This is a genomic window from Streptomyces sp. GS7 (genome assembly GCF_009834125.1).
In the GTDB taxonomy this organism is placed as follows: Bacteria; Actinomycetota; Actinomycetes; order Streptomycetales; family Streptomycetaceae; genus Streptomyces.
In genome coordinates, this window is sequence record NZ_CP047146.1 from 1,542,976 (window position 1) to 1,559,469 (window position 16,494).

Sequence of the window (16,494 nt, forward strand, 5' to 3'; positions counted from 1 at the left end):
AGCAGCCGGCCGGTGGCCGGTGGTGGGGCGCCGGTTCCTTCGGGGGCCGGCGCCCTGTGCTGTGCCGGGGCCGGTGCGGGCCGCCGCTCTCCGCCGGGTCATACGACTGTTACGTACACCTATCGCGGTGGTCACATCCTGAACCAGTCGACCGCAGCCCCTTACATGGCGGCGTCACGCGTTCTACTCTGATCACTGCTCAAAGGTTACTCGCGAGTCACCAGCAATGAAGCGGGCCCCGGAGGATGCCGTGACGGACACCCACACGCTGATCGAAAACCGGCCGCCTTCGGTGGCGACCCTGTTCCTGGAACGGGTCGCGGCCACGCCCGACACCGAGGCGTACCGCTATCCCGTCCCCTCCTCCGCCGGTCCGGACGACTGGAAGACGCTGACCTGGGCCCAGGCCGCCGAGCGGGTCCACGCCACGGCCGCCGGGCTGATCGCGCTGGGGGTGCGCCCCGAGGAGCGGGTGGCGCTGGCGTCCAACACCCGGGTCGAGTGGATCCTCGCCGACCTCGGGGTGCTCTGCTCCGGTGCCGCCACCACCACCGTCTACCCCAGCACCAACGCCGAGGAGACCGCGTACATCCTGGCCGACTCCGGCAGCCGGGTGCTGATCGCGGAGGACGCCGGGCAGCTCGCCAAGGCCCGCGAGCGGCGCGCCGAGCTGCCCGAGCTGGCGCACGTCGTGGTCATCGACGAGAGCGCCGCGCAGCCCGCCGAGGGCGACCCCGAGGGCTGGGTGCTCTCGCTCGCCGAACTGGAGAAGCGCGGCACGGCGTATCTGGAGGAGCACCCGGAGTGCGTCACGGAGCGGGTCGGTGCGCTGCGCGCCGACCAGCTGGCGACGCTGATCTACACCTCGGGGACCACCGGCCGCCCCAAGGGCGTGCGGCTGCCGCACGACTGCTGGGCGTACATGGCGCGTGCGATCCAGGCGACCGGCATGGTCCACGCGGAGGACGTGCAGTACCTCTGGCTGCCGCTCGCGCACGTCTTCGGCAAGGTGCTCACCGCGGGGCAGATCGCCACCGGCCAGGTGATCGCCGTGGACGGCCGGGTCGACAAGATCATCGAGAACCTGCCGGTGGTGCGGCCCACCTATATGGCGGCCGTCCCGCGGATCTTCGAGAAGGTCTACAACGGCGTCGCGGCCAAGGCCCGGGCGGGCGGCGGCGCCAAGTACAAGATCTTCCAGTGGGCGGCCGAGGTGGCCCGCGAGTACGCCAAGCTCTCGCAGGACAACTTCCGCCGCACCGGCAACGCCTCGGTGCCGTTCGCGCTCGCCGCCAAGCACAAGGTCGCCGACGCCCTCGTCTACACCAAGCTGCGCGACGCGTTCGGCGGCCGGCTGCGCGCCGCGGTCTCCGGCTCGGCCGCGCTCGCCCCCGACATCGGCTACTTCTTCGCCGGCGCCGGCATCCACATCCTGGAGGGCTACGGCCTGACGGAGTCCAGCGCCGCCAGCTTCGTCAACCCCGGTGAGGCGTACCGCACCGGCACGGTCGGCAAGCCGCTGCCCGGCACCGAGGTGCGGATCGCCGAGGACGGCGAGATCCTGCTGCGCGGCCCCGGCATCATGCAGGGCTACCACGGCCTGCCCGAGAAGACCGCCGAGGTCCTGGAGGAGGACGGCTGGTTCCACACCGGCGACATCGGCGAGCTCTCCCCGGACGGCTACCTGCGGATCACCGACCGCAAGAAGGACCTGATCAAGACGTCCGGCGGCAAGTACATCGCGCCGGCCGAGGTGGAGGGCCAGTTCAAGGCGGTCTGCCCGTTCGTCTCCAACGTGCTGGTGCACGGCGCCAACCGGAACTTCTGCACCGCGCTGATCGCGCTCGACGAGCCGACGATCCTGGGCTGGGCCAAGGAGCACGGGCTGGCCGGCCGGACGTACGCCGAGGTCGTCGCCACCGACCAGGTCCGCGAGCTGATCGACGGCTATGTGGAGCGGGTCAACGAAGGGCTCCAGCGCTGGCAGCAGATCCGCAAGTTCCGGCTGCTGCCGCGCGACCTGGACATCGAGCACGGCGAGGTCACCCCCAGCCTCAAGATCAAGCGGCCGGCGGTCGAGCGGGCCTTCAAGGACCTGCTGGAGGAGATGTACGCCGGGTCGCGGGAGGCATAGGACCCGGCGACGGCGGGTGCGGGGCGGGCCGGGCGGTCCGCCCCGCACCGCGGTGTCCGGGCGGACGGGCGGTGCGGGTGAAGTTGTCCATACAGGTTGATTCGGACGTATCTTCCCGTGTCGGTCAACTACCGTGCGGCGTCAGCCGAATTGACGGCGCTGACCACGTACTTCCGTAACTCACCGCTTATGGGTGCGCTCGTTCTGTCACCCTGGCGGTGGCGCATCCGGCGCTGCAGGGGAGCTGCTCGGGAGTTGCTCAATGAGGACGACAACTTCGTCTGAACGGAACGACGTTGCGGGAGCCGCCACGCGGTCCCTGCGAGCCAGTCTGCCCGGCGACCCGCGGGCGGCGGCCGCCGCGCGGCAGTTCGTCCGGGGCGCGTTCGCCGACTGGGCCGCCCAGCGGCTGCCCGGCGCCGAGGGGCTCACCGACCGGCTGGCGGACGAGGCGGTACTGCTGGTCAGCGAGCTGGTGACGAACGCGGTGGTGCACGCCGGGACCACCGTCGAACTGCGCTGCCGGCTCGACCCGGACGCGGAGCCGGGGCCCTTCCCGGACGCCCCGCCGGGAGTGGACCCCGACGAGCCGCCGCGCGCCGGCCTGGTCGTCGAGGTCTCCGACCGGCACCCCACGCAGCCGGTCCGCGCCCGCGAGGACACCGGCGCCTACGAGGGCGGCGGCCACGGCCTCCAGCTGATCAGCGCGGTGGCCGAGGCGTGGGGCGTGACCTACCGCCGGGCGATGAAGACCGTGTGGTTCCGGCTGCCGGTGGGCGCCCCGGAGGGCGTACGGCCGGAACCGGAGGTGGTGGACGGGGCGTTCGGGGCGTACGGCGAGTGCGATGAGTACGGCGCGGTCGACGAGGAGCTGCTGCGGCGCGGGTTGCGAGCCGCCGAACTCCTCGCCCCGGTGCCCCGCCGCACCGCCCCGCCCGACGGCCTCGACGGCCCCGACGCGACCGCCGGCCGGGCCCGCGGCCGGGGCGGCGTCGACAGCGGGGCGCTGTCCTTCCTCGCCGAGGCGTCCGACCTGCTCTCCGGACAGCTCGACGCCGACCAAGTCGCCTCCCTGGCCGCCCAGTTGATCGTTCCGCGGCTCGCCGACTGGTGCGCGGTGTGGCTCCACGACGGCGACGGCGGCGCCCCCGGACGCGGGCTGGCGATGAGCGGCGAGGCGCCGCGGCTGGCACGCGTCTGGCACCTGTCCGAGGGCCGGATCGACGCGCTGCGCACCGCCCTGGAGAAGCAGCCGCCGGGCGTCGCCGCCGGGGAGGCCCTGGGCGGCAGGCCCACCGCGGCGCCCTGGCCCTGGCCGCACGAACCGGGCCACTACGAGCCCGGCGGCGCCGCCCTGGCCTGCCCGCTGGTCGCCGGTGGCCGCCGGCTCGGCACCGTGCTGCTCGGCCGGGCCGGGCTGCTGCACTTCCCCGACGAGGTGGTCGCGCTGATCGAGGACCTGTGCCGCCGGGCCGCCCGGGCGCTGGCCACCGCCCGCGCCTACAGCCGCCAGGAGCGCATCAGCCAGGTCCTCCAGCGGCGGCTGCTGCCCCGCGGCCGGGCCCGGGTGCCCGGGGTGCACTCCGCGGTGGTCTACGAACCGCGCGAGGGTGCCTGGGCGGGCGGCGACTTCTGGGACCTCTTCGAGGCCGGGGACGGCCGCTGGTGCTTCGCCCTCGGCGACGTCTGCGGCAGCGGCCCCGAGGCCGCCGCGGTCACCGGCCTGGCCCGGCCGGTGCTGCGGCTGCTGGCCCGCGACGGCTTCGGGGTCTCCGAGGTGCTCGACCGGCTCAACAAGACCATGGCGCGCGAGGCCGCCGACTCGGTCGCGGCGGTCGCGGCGGCGGTGGCGGCGGCCGGCGCCGGGGCCGAGGCGCCCGTCGAGATCCGCGAGGAGGGCGAGCAGGCCCGCTTCCTGTCCCTCCTGTACGGCGAGATCGTGCCGTACCGGGGCGGCGCCGGCGGCGCCCGCTGCACCCTGGCCAGCGCCGGCCACCCACTGCCGCTGGTGCTGGGTGCGGACGGCGCGGTCCGGGTCGTGGCGGCGCCGCAGATGCTGCTGGGGGTCGTCGAGGACGCCGCGTACGTCAGCGAGTCGTTCGACCTGCGCCCCGGGGAGACGCTGCTGTGCGTCACCGACGGGGTGACCGAGCGCCGCTCGGGGCGGCGGCTGTTCGACGACGAGGACGGGCTGGCCCAGGCCCTGGCCGCGGCGGCCGGGCAGGGCGCCGAGGACATCGCCGAGCACATCCGGCGCACGGTCCACGCCTTCGGGCCGACGCCGCCGGACGACGACCTGGCGCTGCTGGTCCTCCAGGCCGCGGCCCGCGCGGCGGCGAACGGGGTGCCCTAGGTGTATTGCCCTGTGAGGTTGGGGACGCGGCTGGCGGGTGGTTTGCCCTTGAGCGCGGTGTGTCCGCGGTGGTGATTGTAGGTGTGGAGCCATTGGGGGAACGCTTCGCGGCGTTCGGTCTCTGAGCGGTAGGGCTTCGCGTAGGCCCATTCGTCAAGCAGGGTGCGGTTGAAGCGTTCGACTTTGCCGTTGGTCTGTGGTCGGTAGGGCCGGGTTCGCTTGTGGGTGATCCCGGCTGCTGCGAGGGCATCGCGCCAGGTGTGGGACTTGTAGCAGGCGCCGTTGTCGGTCAGGACGCGTTCGACGGTGATGCCGCAGGTGGTGAAGAACGTTTGGGCCCGGGTCCAGAAGGCGGTGGCGGTCTCCTTTTTCTCGTCGGTGTGGATCTCGCTGTAGGCCAGGCGGGAGTGGTCGTCGACGGCGGTGTGGATGTAGCTGTAGCCGACTCCCGAGCGGGTCTTGCGGCCTGCTTGCCGGCCGAGTGTCCTGTGGCCGCCGCCGTCGGGGATGTTGCCGAGCTTCTTGATGTCCACGTGGACCAACTCGCCGGGGCGGTCGCGTTCGTAGCGGCGTATCGGCCGGCCTGTGGCCCGGTCCAGGTGGGTCAGGCGGGCCAGGCCGAACCGGGTCAGCACGCGGTGCACGGTCGAGGGGACCAGTCGCAGCAGGTGGGCGATGCGGGCCGGGCCCCACCGGCGCAGGAGGCGGACCTTGATGATGCGCCGTTCCGTGCGTGTCGGGGTGCGGCGCGGGCTGTGGTGTGGGCGGCTTGAACGGTCTGCCATCCCCGCCTCACCCAGCAGCCGGTAGCGGTCGGCCCAGCGTTGGGCGGTGGTGGGCGAGACCTGGAAGCGTTCGGCGGCCCGCCGCAGGGTCCAGCCCTCGTCGACGACGCAGCGGGCCAGACGCAGCCGTCCAGTCTCGGTCAGGGGTGCATTACGGTGGGGCACGAGGGCCTTTCGGTCGGTGTAGACGTCGCAATCCACACCGAACCCGGAAGGCCCTCACCTGTTCAAGATCCCAGCCGAGACCTGCCTCACCGTCCACAACCTCCCCGGACAGAACACCTAGGACCGCCCGACGGCTCAGGGGCGGAGCGGCCCCCCCCGGGGCGGGTCGGGCGTGTGACGTGGGCCGCCGCCGGAGCCGAGCCGGGACCGCCGCCGCATGACGGACAATGGACCCCATGCCTTCCGCACTGCCAGACGGTGAGCCGATGCCCGAGGACGGGGCGCTGCCCCGCCATGCGCTGACCGGCGCCGCCGGCCGGCCCCTCGGCTTCTACCTGCACGTGCCGTACTGCGCGACCCGCTGCGGCTACTGCGACTTCAACACCTACACCGCGAGCGAGCTGCGCGGCTCCGGCGGCGCCCCGGCCTCCCGCGAGACCTACGCCGACACGGTCGTCGAGGAGATCCGCCTGGCCCGCAAGGTGCTGGGCGACGACCCCCGCCCCGTGCGGACGGTCTTCGTCGGCGGCGGCACCCCGACCCTGCTGCCGACTGCCGACCTCGGCCGGATGCTGGCCGCCCTCCGCGACGAGTTCGGCCTGGCCCCCGGCGCCGAGATCACCACCGAGGCCAACCCGGATTCCGTCGACCCCCGCTATCTCGCCGAGCTGCGCGCGGCCGGCTACAACCGCGTCTCCTTCGGCATGCAGAGCGCCCGGCAGCACGTCCTGAAGATCCTCGACCGCACCCACACCCCGGGCCGCCCCGAAGCCTGCGTCGCCGAGGCCCGCGCGGCCGGCTTCGAGCACGTCAACCTCGACCTGATCTACGGCACCCCGGGCGAGACCGACGACGACTGGCGGGCCTCCCTCGACGCGGCCGTCGGCGCCGGCCCCGACCACGTCTCCGCGTACGCGCTGATCGTCGAGGAGGGCACCCGGCTGGCCCGCCGGATCCGCCGCGGCGAGATCCCGATGACCGACGACGACGTGCACGCCGACCGCTACCTGATCGCCGAGGACCGGCTCACCGCCGCCGGCTTCACCTGGTACGAGGTCTCCAACTGGGCCACGTCCGAAGCCGCCCGCTGCCGCCACAACGAGCTGTACTGGACCGGCGCCGACTGGTGGGGCGCCGGCCCCGGCGCGCACAGCCACGTCGGCGGCGTCCGCTGGTGGAACGTGAAGCACCCCGGCGCCTACGCCCAGGCCCTCGCCGAGGGCCGCTCCCCGGGCGCCGGCCGCGAAGTCCTCCCGGACGAGGACCGCCGCGTCGAGCGCATCCTCCTGGAGCTCCGCCTCGCCGGCGGCTGCCCGCTCTCCCTCCTCGCCCCCGCGGGCGCCCGCGCCGCCGCCCGCGCACTGGCCGACGGCCTCCTGGAGCCCGGCCCGTACGAGGCGGGACGCGCGGTGCTGACGCTGCGCGGGCGGCTGCTGGCGGACGCGGTGGTGCGAGACCTGGTGGACTGAGGGGACGGGCCGGGTGGACCGAGCGGACCGACCGGCGGGCCCTCGCCGGTCAGGCGCGGTCCGACCGCCCGGCCGCCGGGCACGGGACGGCCACCGGGTCACCGGGTCCACGGGGCGCCGGCCCAACGCGTCGGCGCAGCACGGAACTTCAGCGGATCACGGGCACGTCGGCGCGGCACCGTACGTCAGTGGATCAGTGGATCAGTGGGCCAGCGGGCCAGCGGGGCACGTCAGTGGGTCAGCGGGCGTGACTGCCGCCCCGACTCCTGGTCGATCTCGTCGTGGGCCTTGGTCAGCAGCTGCATCGCCATGTCGTTGAGCGCCCGTGCGCCCGCGACCTCCTCGCCGACCCGGGGCTGGTTCCCGTCGGCGGGGTGGCGGCTGGCATAACCATGGGACCGCACCTCGGTCCCGTCGGGCAGCCGGACCAGCGCGGCGGCCCGGGTGCGGTGGGTGTCCTCCTCGAATTCCAGCTCGACATGCCATCCGACAACGGTCTTCAACATGACGGTCACCTCCGGAATCGCTGCTACCAGAGTGCGCTCGCCACGGCCCCGGCGCACCACATGCCCCGGGCCCGCTACGCCCCCTCCGGGGCCGTCACGAAGTCGATCAGTTCCTCGACCCGCCCCAGCAGGGCCGGCTCCAGGTCCTTGTACGACCGCACGCCGGAGAGGATCCGCTGCCAGGCCGCGCCGGTGTTCTCCGGCCAGCCCAGCGCCCGGCACACCCCGGTCTTCCAGTCCTGGCCGCGCGGTACGGCCGGCCACGCCGCGATGCCCACCGAGGACGGCTTCACGGCCTCCCAGACGTCGATGTACGGGTGGCCGACGACCAGCGCGTGCGCACCGGTCACCTCGGCCGCGATCCGGGACTCCTTCGAGCCGGGCACGAGATGGTCGACCAGGACGCCGAGCCGGGCGTCCGGGCCGGGGGAGAAGGCGCGGACGATCGCCGGGAGGTCGTCGATGCCCTCCAGATATTCCACGACCACGCCCTCGATGCGCAGGTCGTCGCCCCAGACGCGCTCGACCAGTTCGGCGTCGTGCCGCCCCTCCACGTAGATGCGGCCGGCCCGCGCGACCCGGGCGCGGGCGCCGGGGACCGCGATCGACCCGGAGGCGGTCCGCGCCGGACCGCTCGGCGCGGGGCGGCTCCGGGGGCGTACGAGCGTGACGACCCTGCCCTCCAGGAGGAAGCCGCGCGGCGCCATCGGGAAGACCCGCTGCTTGCCGAACCGGTCCTCCAGCGTGACCGTCGGACCCTCGGCGGTCTTCTCGCAGCGGATCACCGCGCCGCAGTAGCCGGTGGTGACCTCCTCGACGACCAGATCGGGATCGGCGGGCACTTCGGGCGCCGGCTGCTGCCTCTTCCACGGGGGAGTGAGGTCGGGGCGGTAGCGCTTGCTCTGCATGAGGGCCTGTTCTGTGGACGGACTTCTGCGGGCCGACCGGCCTGACCGGCCGGACCGGTGGGACTGACCGACCGGCCGGACCGGTGGGCGGAAGGGGGGGAGCGGCGGAAGCGGAGAGCGGTGCGGGGCGGCGGCTCAGGACGGCGGCGGGCCGAAGCGGGCGGCGAGGGCGTCGCGCTGGGCGCGCACGAAGCGGGCGTCGACGACGGCGCCGTGGCCTGGCACGTACACCGCGTCCTCGCCGCCCAGGGCGAGCAGCCGGTCCAGGGCGGCGGGCCACTGCTGGGGGAGCGCGTCCGGCCCGGCCTGCGGCTCGCCCGACTCCTCCACCAGGTCACCGCAGAAGACGATCTCCGGGGAACCGTGCCGGCCGGGCACCAGGACGGCCAGGTCGTGCGCGGAGTGGCCGGGGCCGACGTTGGCCAGCAGCACCTGCCGGTCGCCGAGGTCGACGGTCAGCTCGCCGTGGACGTGGTGGTGCGGCGCGACCAGCAGGTCGGCGGCCTCCGCGGCGGCGTCCCGGTCGACGCCGTGCCGCACCGCGGAGTGCCGGAGCTCGTCCTTGCTGCGCAGCAGCAGCTCGCCCAGGCCGGCCGCGCCGAACACCTCGACGCCCGCGAAGGCGGCGGTGCCCAGCACATGGTCGAAGTGCGGGTGGGTCAGTGCGATGTGCGTCACGTCGCGGCCCAGTACGCCGCGGATCGTACGGCGCAGTTCGGCGCCGTCGCGGAGGGTGGCGCCGGTGTCGACGATCATGACCCCGGCGGTGCCGGCGATCACCCCGACCGTCTCGTCCCAGCCGGGCATCCGGCGCCGGACGACACCGTCGTCGAGCTGTTCCCAGCCTGCCTCTTCCCATGCAGTGCGCATACCGAGACGCTAGCGCCATCGCGATAGCGTTGCGCGACGGTCGGCCGTTCCGGCGGCCCGGACCGGGTGCCGGCCGGGGAGCGGTCGGGGGGCGCCGAGGGGCGCTCCCGGGGTCGGACTCCGCGGCCCCGGGCAACTCCCCACCACGCCCGCCCTTGCCGCATCCGTGCTACCCGGCCGTACACTTACTGGGTCTGGCACTCGGCTGAGGTGAGTGCCAGGAGAGACGACACACGGCGGGACGGCCGGACTGGAGGTGCGCGGGATGCTCAGCGAACGCAGGCTCGAAGTGCTGCGCGCCATCGTCCAGGACTACGTCGGCACGGAGGAGCCGGTCGGCTCCAAGGCGCTCACCGAGCGCCACAAGCTGGGGGTCTCCCCGGCCACCGTGCGCAACGACATGGCGGCCCTGGAGGACGAGGGTTTCATCGCCCAGCCGCACACCAGCGCCGGGCGGATCCCGACCGACAAGGGATACCGCCTCTTCGTCGACAGGCTGGCCGGCGTCAAGCCGCTGTCCAGCCCGGAGCGGCGCGCCATCCAGAATTTCCTGGACGGCGCCGTCGACCTCGACGACGTGGTCGGCCGGACGGTCCGGCTCCTGGCGCAGCTGACCCGGCAGGTCGCGGTCGTGCAGTACCCCTCCCTGACGCGGTCCACGGTCCGGCACGTCGAGCTGCTGGCGCTGGCCCCGGCGCGGCTGATGCTGGTGCTGATCACGGACACCGGACGGGTCGAGCAGCGGCTGGTCGACTGCCAGTCGCCGTTCGGCGAGATGTCCCTGGCGGACCTGCGGGCGCGGCTCAACAGCCGTGTCGTCGGGCGGCGGTTCACGGACGTGCCGCAGCTGGTGCAGGATCTTCCGGAGTCCTTCGAGCAGGACGACCGCGGCACGGTCTCGACAGTACTGTCGGTGTTGCTGGAGACTCTGGTGGAGGAGACCGAGGAGCGGCTGATGATCGGCGGTACCGCCAATCTCACGCGCTTCGGGCATGATTTCCCACTGACCATCCGGCCGGTGTTGGAGGCCCTTGAGGAGCATGTGGTGCTGCTCAAGCTGCTCGGGGAGGCCAAGGACTCGGGCATGACCGTACGTATCGGGCATGAGAATGCTCATGAGGGCCTGACGTCCACCTCGGTCGTCGCCGTCGGCTACGGTTCGGGCGACGAGGCCGTCGCAAAAATGGGCGTGGTCGGACCGACCCGCATGGACTACCCCGGAACGATGGGAGCGGTACGCGCAGTGGCACGTTACGTCGGACAGATCCTGGCGGAGTCGTAAGTGGCCACGGACTACTACGCGGTCCTGGGCGTACGGCGCGATGCCTCGCAGGACGAGATCAAGAAGGCATTCCGGCGGCTGGCGCGCGAGCTGCACCCGGACGTCAACCCGGACCCCAAGACCCAGGAGCGGTTCAAGGAGATCAACGCCGCTTACGAGGTCCTCTCCGACCCGCAGAAGAAGCAGGTCTACGACCTCGGCGGCGATCCCCTGTCGCAGTCCGGCGGTGCCGGCGGCGGCGCGGGCGGCTTCGGCGCGGGCTTCGGCAACTTCTCCGACATCATGGACGCGTTCTTCGGCACGGCGTCGCAGCGCGGACCGCGCTCGCGGACCCGCCGCGGCCAGGACGCGATGATCCGCCTCGATGTCGAGCTGAGCGAATCGGCGTTCGGCACGACCAAGGACATCCAGGTCGACACCGCCGTGGTCTGCACGACCTGCAGCGGTGAGGGCGCGGCGCCCGGGACGTCGGCGCAGACCTGCGACATGTGCCGCGGCCGCGGTGAGGTCTCGCAGGTCACCCGGTCCTTCCTCGGCCAGGTCATGACCTCCCGGCCGTGCCCGCAGTGCCAGGGCTTCGGCACGGTCGTGCCGACCCCGTGCCCCGAGTGCGCGGGCGACGGCCGGATCCGCTCGCGCCGTACGCTCACGGTCAAGATCCCGGCCGGCGTCGACAACGGCACCCGCATCCAGCTGGCCGGTGAGGGCGAGGTCGGCCCCGGCGGCGGCCCCGCCGGCGACCTCTACGTCGAGATCCACGAGCTGCCCCACGCGGTCTTCCAGCGGCGCGGCGACGATCTGCACTGCACGGTGACCATCCCGATGACGGCGGCGGCGCTGGGCACGAAGTGCCCGCTGGAGACGCTGGACGGGATGGAGGAGGTCGACGTCCGGCCCGGCACCCAGTCCGGCCAGTCGATCCCGCTGCACCAGCGGGGCGTGACGCATCTGCGCGGCGGCGGCCGGGGCGACCTGATCGTCCATGTCGAGGTCCAGACCCCGACGAAGCTCGACCCCGAGCAGGAGGAACTCCTGCGCCGCCTGGCCAAGCTGCGTGGCGAGGAGCGTCCCACCGGGCAGTTCCAGCCCGGCCAGCAGGGCCTCTTCTCCCGCCTGAAGGACGCGTTCAACGGGCGGTAGGCACACGGTGTACCCCGGCCGGCCGTTCCGCACTTCGAGGCGGTGCCCCGGTTCGGGGCAGGGCGGTGGGCGTGACACGATGTGGTCATGCCCACCGCGCTCACCGATCTCTGCCGTCACCCCATCGTGCAGGCCCCGATGGCGGGCGGCGCCTCCGGGTCCGAGCTGGCCGCGGCGGTCTGCCAGGCCGGCGGGCTCGGCTTCCTCGCCGCCGGCTACAAGACCGCCGACGGCATGTACCAGGAGATCAAACAGCTCCGGGCGCTGACCGACCACCCCTTCGGCGTCAATCTCTTCATGCCGCAGCCCTCGCTGGCCGACACGTCCGCCGTCGAGGTCTACCGCGAGCAACTCGCGGGCGAGGCCGCCTGGTACGAGACCGAACTCGGCGACATCGACGGCCCCTGCGACGACGGGTACGAGGCCAAGCTCGCGATCCTGCGCGAGGACCCGGTGCCGGTGGTCTCGTTCACCTTCGGCTGCCCCTCGCGGGCGGTCCTCGACGGCTTCGCCAAGGTCGGCACGTACACCGTCGTCACGGTCACCACGGTCGCCGAGGCGCAGGACGCGCAGTGGTCCGGCGCCGACGCGGTCTGCGTGCAGGGCGTGGAGGCGGGTGGCCACCAGGGCACCCACCGGGACGATCCGCACGCGGACGGCACCGGTGCGGGACTGGGGCTGCTGGCGCTGCTCGCGCAGGTCCGGGAGGCCGTGCAGATCCCGGTGATCGCCGCGGGCGGGCTGATGCGCGGGGCGCAGATCGCGGCGGTGCTGGCCGCCGGGGCGTCGATGGCGCAGCTGGGCACCGCCTTCCTCGTCACGCCCGAGTCCGGCGCCAACCCGCTGCACAAGCAGGCGCTGACCAACCCCCTTTTCACACATACGGAGTTGACCCGGGCGTTCTCCGGGCGGCCGGCGCGCGGGCTGGTGAACCGTTTCCTTCGCGAGCACGGCCCGTACGCGCCGGCCGCCTACCCCGCCGTGCACTACCTCACCTCCACCGTCCGCAAGGCCGCCGCCAAGGCCGGCGACGCGCAGGGCATGAACCTGTGGGCGGGGCAGGGGCACCGGCTGGCGCGGGAGATGCCCGCCGGCCGGCTGGTGAAGGTGCTGGTGTCCGAACTGGACGCGGCACGCGTCGCGTTGGGCGAGGTCCGCAGCGGCGGGGACGTGGACGCCACCGGCGGTGCCGCATGACCGCGCCGGTCTTCCTCGTCGACTCGCTGGCGGGCGTACGGGCCGGGGGCACCCTGACCCTGGACGGTCCCGAGGGCCGGCACGCGGTGTCGGTACGGCGGCTGCGGGTCGGTGAGGAGGTCGTGCTGACCGACGGCGCGGGCGCCGGTGCCCACGGCACGGTCGCCGCCGTCGAGGGCAAGGACCGGCTCACCGTCGCCGTGGCGGAACTGCGCACCGAGGCCCCTCCGGTGCCCACGATCACCGTCGTGCAGGCGCTGCCCAAGGGCGACCGCGGGGAGCTGGCCGTGGAGACCATGACCGAGACCGGCGTGGACGCCATCGTCCCCTGGGCGGCGGCGCGTTGCGTCACCCAGTGGAAGGGCGAGCGGGCCGCCAAGTCGCTGGCGAAATGGCGTGCCACGGCGCGCGAGGCGGGCAAGCAGTCGCGCCGGCTGACCTTCCCGCAGGTCGCCGACCCGCTGACGACCAAGCAGGTCGCCGCGCTGCTCGCCGGTGCCGACTTCGCCGCCGTCCTCCACGAGGAGGGCAGCGCCCCGCTGGCCACCGCCGAACTCCCCGCCCAGGGCTCGATCGTGCTGGTCGTCGGCCCGGAGGGCGGCGTCTCCCCGGAGGAGCTGGCCGCCTTCGCCGAGGCGGGCGCCAAGCCGTACCGCCTGGGCGCGACCGTGCTGCGCACCTCCACGGCCGGCACGGCGGCGACCGCGCTGCTGCTGGGGCGCACCGGGCGCTGGAGCTAGCGTCCGTCCGAGGTCCGGGGTGCGCCGGCCGGCCCAGGAGCCGGCCGGCGCACCGCGGTTGACCGTGCCCGGGGCGGACGGCCGCCCCGGCGCTCCGTCAGGTCGGCTCCGTGTTCAGATCAGCTCCGCGTGGAGCGTGATGTTCTTGACGCCCGCCAGCGCCTGGCTGACCGGGCAGTTCTTCTTGGCGTCCTCGGCCGCGGTCCGGAAGTCCTCCTCGGACAGGCCAGGGACACTGGCCTTGACGGTCAGCACGATGCCGGTGATGCCCTCGCCCGGCTGGAAGGTGACATCGGCCCGGGTGTCGAGGGAGGCGACGGTGTGGCCCTTGCCGGCCAGGCCGTGCGAGAAGGCCATGGAGTAGCAGGAGGAGTGGGCCGCGGCGATCAGTTCCTCGGGGCTGGTGACGCCGTTCGGCTGCTCGGCGCGCGCCGGCCAGTTCACGTCGTAGGTGCCGACGTTGGAGGAGTTCAGGGCGACGGTGCCCTTGCCCTGAAGGAGGTTGCCTTCCCAGTGGGTCGTGGCGGTGCGGGTGGTTGCCATGGTGCATAACTCCCGGTTGTGGGGCCAATGCGGTCTGAAGGGCCAGCTTAGTGATCCGCTAGCATCCCAGGGGCGTACGCACGGCGCGTACGGCGCACGCCGCGCGACCCGGGAGGAGCCACCGGTGGCGGGAGAACCGCAGGCCGACTGCCTGTTCTGCAAGATCGTGGCCGGGGAGGTGCCGGCGACCATCGTCCGGGAGACCGGTACCACCGTCGCGTTCCGCGACATCAACCCCCAGGCGCCGACGCACGTCCTGGTGATCCCCAAGGTCCACTACCCGGACGCCGCGGCGCTCGCCGCCGCCGAGCCGCAGGTGATCGCCGACATACTGTCCGAGTCCCGCGAGGTCGCCGCCGCGGACGAGGTCGAGGACGGGGGCTACCGGGTCGTCTTCAACACCGGCTCCGGCGCGGGCCAGACCGTCTTCCACGCGCATCTGCACGTCCTCGGTGGCCGCGGCCTCCAGTGGCCCCCCGGATAACGAGCCGTGTCCGTACGCGAACTGGTCGTCCTCGGGACCGCCAGCCAGGTCCCCACCCGGCACCGCAACCACAACGGCTATCTGCTGCGGTGGGACGGCCAGGGGCTGCTCTTCGACCCCGGTGAGGGGACCCAGCGCCAGATGCTGCGGGCCGGGGTCGCCGCGCACGACATCGACCGGATCTGCATCACGCACTTCCACGGCGACCACTCGCTGGGCCTGGCCGGGGTGATCCAGCGGATCAACCTGGACCGGGTGCCGCATCCGGTCACCGCCCACTACCCGGCCAGCGGGGAGCGGTTCTTCGACCGGCTGCGCTATGCCACCGCCTACCGGGAGACGGTCCGCATCGCCCAGCGGCCGGTCGCCGAGGACGGCGAGCTGGACCGCTCGGCGTCGTACGTCCTGGAGGCGCGCAGGCTCTCGCACCCGGTCGAGTCGTACGGCTACCGCCTGGTCGAGCCGGACGCCCGGCGGATGCTCCCGGACCTGCTGGCCGACCGCGGCATCGCCGGACCGGACATCGGCCGCCTCCAGCGGGCCGGCGAGCTGAACGGTGTGACCCTCGACGAGGTCAGCGAGTTCCGGCCGGGCCAGCGGTTCGCGTTCGTCATGGACACCCGGCTGTGCGAGGGCGTACACGCGCTCGCGGAGGGGGTGGACATGCTGGTCATCGAGTCGACGTTCCTCGACGAGGACGTCCAACTGGCCACGGACCACGGGCATCTGACGGCCGGACAGGCGGCCCGGGTGGCGGCGGAGGCGAACGTGCGGCATCTGGTGCTGACGCACTTCTCGCAGCGCTACGCCGACCCGGACGAGTTCGCGCGCCAGGCGCGCGCGGCGGGCTTCGCCGGTGAACTCACCATCGCCCGGGACCTGCTGCGCGTGCCGCTCCCCAAGAGGCGCTGAGCGCCCGGCGGGGCCGGACGCTCAGCGGAGGGGCCGGGGGCCGGATGTCCTGCCGGGCCGGGCGCCCACGGCAGGTGGTGCATGCGCCTTACGGCAGGTAGTACATCCGCCTACGGCAGGTAGTACATCGGGTTCGGCAGCTTGAAGGCGCGGTCCGCGGAGCCGCCCAGCAGGTCGCTGTACTGGTCGCCGAAGTTGGCCACGATGCGGTAGCCGAGCGACGCGATGTGCTTGCGGGTGCCGGACTTGAAGTCGACGGTCGAGCAGGTCGCACCGCACGGGAGGTAGGCCGGCGGGTGCTCCTTGTCGCGCAGGAAGACGTGCGCCGGATCCAGCGGCACGTCGTAGCCGACGTTCTTGAGGTTGCGCACGCTCCAGTCGCGCTGCGCCTCCTTGCGGCCGGTGATGAAGAAGACCTCGGCGCCCTTCTCGTGCGCCCAGTTGACGAGCTGGTTCATGCCGAAGACCGGGGCCATGTCGGTGTGCGCCAGGTAGTCGTCCTGGGACTTCGGGGTGAAGTTGAAGCCGACCTTCAGCTCGTAGTTGTAGGTCAGCAGCGTGGTGTCGTCCATGTCCAGGACGATGGCGGGCCTGGCCTTCCCCGCGGGCTTGTGCTTGCCGAGCGCGCCGGTCAGGTAGGTGCGCGCCGTGGCCTCTATGCCGCGGACCTGGCGGGCGTAGTTGCTGGTGGGGGAGGCGTAGTGCTCGCCGTCGGCCGTCACCGTGTCGCCGTAGTACGCCTTGATCTTGTCCTGCACCTGCGTGAGGTTGGGGATCTCCTTGTCGGTGCGCGGCACGGAGTGCTCGGCGGTCGCCTGGCCGGCTCCGAACACCGCGGTGCCGGCGGCGAGGGCGGCGACCACCGCACCGGCGAGGCGGGTGCGGCGGGAGAGCGCAGGGCGGGTGCGGCGGGAGAGGGGGAGACGGGGCATGCGCGGCTCTTTCGGGAGGTGGGGGTGGTCCCGGGTAGGTCTAACAGAGCCTCAATCGGTATATCTACGCGCGA

Annotated in this window: 15 protein-coding genes; 9 read left to right on the forward strand and 6 right to left on the reverse strand. The window is 73.1% G+C overall.

Annotated features, from left to right (window positions below; all coding sequences use genetic code 11):
• Nucleotides 1–250 precede the first annotated feature (250 nt).
• Together GR130_RS06455 and GR130_RS06460 are read left to right on the forward strand one after the other, a co-directional pair.
• Nucleotides 251–2,134, forward strand: a complete 1,884-nt coding sequence (locus GR130_RS06455) for an AMP-dependent synthetase/ligase (RefSeq protein ID WP_159503809.1) — start codon at nt 251–253, stop codon at nt 2,132–2,134.
• 262 nt (nt 2,135–2,396) lie between these two features.
• Nucleotides 2,397–4,487, forward strand: a complete 2,091-nt coding sequence (locus GR130_RS06460) for a SpoIIE family protein phosphatase (protein WP_159503810.1) — start codon at nt 2,397–2,399, stop codon at nt 4,485–4,487.
• On the opposite strand, the gene GR130_RS06465 is transcribed toward GR130_RS06460, so the two are convergent.
• Nucleotides 4,484–5,437 carry an IS481 family transposase gene (locus tag GR130_RS06465; protein ID WP_159502972.1) on the reverse strand — a complete coding sequence of 318 codons (954 nt, stop codon included), beginning with the start codon at nt 5,435–5,437 and terminating at the stop codon, nt 4,484–4,486. The genes GR130_RS06460 and GR130_RS06465 overlap by 4 nt on opposite strands.
• 236 nt (nt 5,438–5,673) lie before the next feature.
• On the opposite strand from GR130_RS06465, the gene hemW reads away from it, so the two are divergent.
• On the forward strand, nt 5,674–6,906 hold the full coding sequence (gene hemW / locus GR130_RS06470; RefSeq protein WP_159503811.1) for a radical SAM family heme chaperone HemW: 1,233 nt from the start codon (nt 5,674–5,676) through the stop codon (nt 6,904–6,906).
• Nucleotides 6,907–7,136: 230 nt separating this feature from the next.
• Here hemW and GR130_RS06475 read toward each other — a convergent pair whose 3' ends face one another.
• The 3 genes from GR130_RS06475 to GR130_RS06485 form a co-directional block, all read right to left on the reverse strand.
• Nucleotides 7,137–7,412 (reverse strand): DUF1876 domain-containing protein, encoded by a 276-nt coding sequence (locus tag GR130_RS06475; RefSeq protein WP_201304814.1) that lies wholly within the window; start codon nt 7,410–7,412, stop codon nt 7,137–7,139.
• Between the two features lie 74 nt (nt 7,413–7,486).
• Nucleotides 7,487–8,320, reverse strand: a complete 834-nt coding sequence (locus tag GR130_RS06480; RefSeq protein ID WP_159503813.1) for a DUF3097 domain-containing protein — start codon at nt 8,318–8,320, stop codon at nt 7,487–7,489.
• Between the two features lie 135 nt (nt 8,321–8,455).
• The gene (locus GR130_RS06485; RefSeq protein WP_159503814.1) at nt 8,456–9,190 is read right to left on the reverse strand and encodes an MBL fold metallo-hydrolase; all 735 of its coding nucleotides are present in this window, start codon (nt 9,188–9,190) and stop codon (nt 8,456–8,458) included.
• Between the two features lie 265 nt (nt 9,191–9,455).
• Here GR130_RS06485 and hrcA point away from each other — a divergent pair, with 265 nt between their 5' ends.
• The 4 genes from hrcA to GR130_RS06505 all read left to right on the forward strand — a co-directional run bounded on the left by hrcA (nt 9,456) and on the right by GR130_RS06505 (nt 13,549).
• Nucleotides 9,456–10,472 carry a heat-inducible transcriptional repressor HrcA gene (hrcA, locus tag GR130_RS06490; protein ID WP_159503815.1) on the forward strand — a complete coding sequence of 339 codons (1,017 nt, stop codon included), beginning with the start codon at nt 9,456–9,458 and terminating at the stop codon, nt 10,470–10,472.
• Nucleotides 10,473–11,612 carry a molecular chaperone DnaJ gene (gene dnaJ, locus GR130_RS06495; RefSeq protein WP_159503816.1) on the forward strand — a complete coding sequence of 380 codons (1,140 nt, stop codon included), beginning with the start codon at nt 10,473–10,475 and terminating at the stop codon, nt 11,610–11,612. It begins immediately after the preceding gene.
• Nucleotides 11,613–11,699: 87 nt separating this feature from the next.
• Nucleotides 11,700–12,809: a nitronate monooxygenase gene (locus GR130_RS06500; protein WP_159503817.1), complete on the forward strand. Its 1,110-nt coding sequence runs from the start codon at nt 11,700–11,702 to the stop codon at nt 12,807–12,809.
• Complete coding sequence (locus tag GR130_RS06505) at nt 12,806–13,549, forward strand: 16S rRNA (uracil(1498)-N(3))-methyltransferase (protein ID WP_159503818.1); 744 nt, start codon at nt 12,806–12,808, stop codon at nt 13,547–13,549. Before GR130_RS06500 ends, GR130_RS06505 begins: the two co-directional genes overlap by 4 nt.
• Nucleotides 13,550–13,663: 114 nt before the next feature.
• On the opposite strand, the gene GR130_RS06510 is transcribed toward GR130_RS06505, so the two are convergent.
• Nucleotides 13,664–14,092, reverse strand: coding sequence for an OsmC family protein (locus GR130_RS06510; RefSeq protein WP_159503819.1), 429 nt, complete (start codon nt 14,090–14,092; stop codon nt 13,664–13,666).
• A gap of 124 nt (nt 14,093–14,216) precedes the next feature.
• Between GR130_RS06510 and GR130_RS06515 the strand changes: the two genes are divergently transcribed.
• Both GR130_RS06515 and GR130_RS06520 read left to right on the forward strand, forming a co-directional pair.
• A complete protein-coding gene (locus GR130_RS06515) occupies nt 14,217–14,576 on the forward strand; it encodes a histidine triad nucleotide-binding protein (RefSeq protein ID WP_159503820.1) in 360 nt (119 codons plus the stop codon).
• A 6-nt stretch (nt 14,577–14,582) separates the two neighbouring features.
• On the forward strand, nt 14,583–15,488 hold the full coding sequence (locus GR130_RS06520) for a ribonuclease Z (RefSeq protein WP_159503821.1): 906 nt from the start codon (nt 14,583–14,585) through the stop codon (nt 15,486–15,488).
• Between the two features lie 110 nt (nt 15,489–15,598).
• Here the strand turns inward: GR130_RS06520 and GR130_RS06525 are convergent, their stop codons facing one another.
• Nucleotides 15,599–16,420, reverse strand: a complete 822-nt coding sequence (locus tag GR130_RS06525; protein WP_159503822.1) for an HAD family acid phosphatase — start codon at nt 16,418–16,420, stop codon at nt 15,599–15,601.
• Between the last annotated feature and the right edge of the window lie 74 nt (nt 16,421–16,494).

Coding starts and splice junctions, on each gene's coding strand:
- GR130_RS06460 (WP_159503810.1), top strand. CDS start 2,397: ATGAGGACGACAACTTCGTCTGAACGGAACGACGTTGCGGGAGCCGCC.
- hemW (WP_159503811.1), top strand. CDS start 5,674: ATGCCTTCCGCACTGCCAGACGGTGAGCCGATGCCCGAGGACGGGGCG.
- GR130_RS06475 (WP_201304814.1), bottom strand. CDS start 7,412: ATGTTGAAGACCGTTGTCGGATGGCATGTCGAGCTGGAATTCGAGGAG.
- GR130_RS06480 (WP_159503813.1), bottom strand. CDS start 8,320: ATGCAGAGCAAGCGCTACCGCCCCGACCTCACTCCCCCGTGGAAGAGG.
- GR130_RS06485 (WP_159503814.1), bottom strand. CDS start 9,190: ATGCGCACTGCATGGGAAGAGGCAGGCTGGGAACAGCTCGACGACGGT.
- hrcA (WP_159503815.1), top strand. CDS start 9,456: ATGCTCAGCGAACGCAGGCTCGAAGTGCTGCGCGCCATCGTCCAGGAC.
- GR130_RS06500 (WP_159503817.1), top strand. CDS start 11,700: ATGCCCACCGCGCTCACCGATCTCTGCCGTCACCCCATCGTGCAGGCC.
- GR130_RS06505 (WP_159503818.1), top strand. CDS start 12,806: ATGACCGCGCCGGTCTTCCTCGTCGACTCGCTGGCGGGCGTACGGGCC.
- GR130_RS06510 (WP_159503819.1), bottom strand. CDS start 14,092: ATGGCAACCACCCGCACCGCCACGACCCACTGGGAAGGCAACCTCCTT.
- GR130_RS06525 (WP_159503822.1), bottom strand. CDS start 16,420: ATGCCCCGTCTCCCCCTCTCCCGCCGCACCCGCCCTGCGCTCTCCCGC.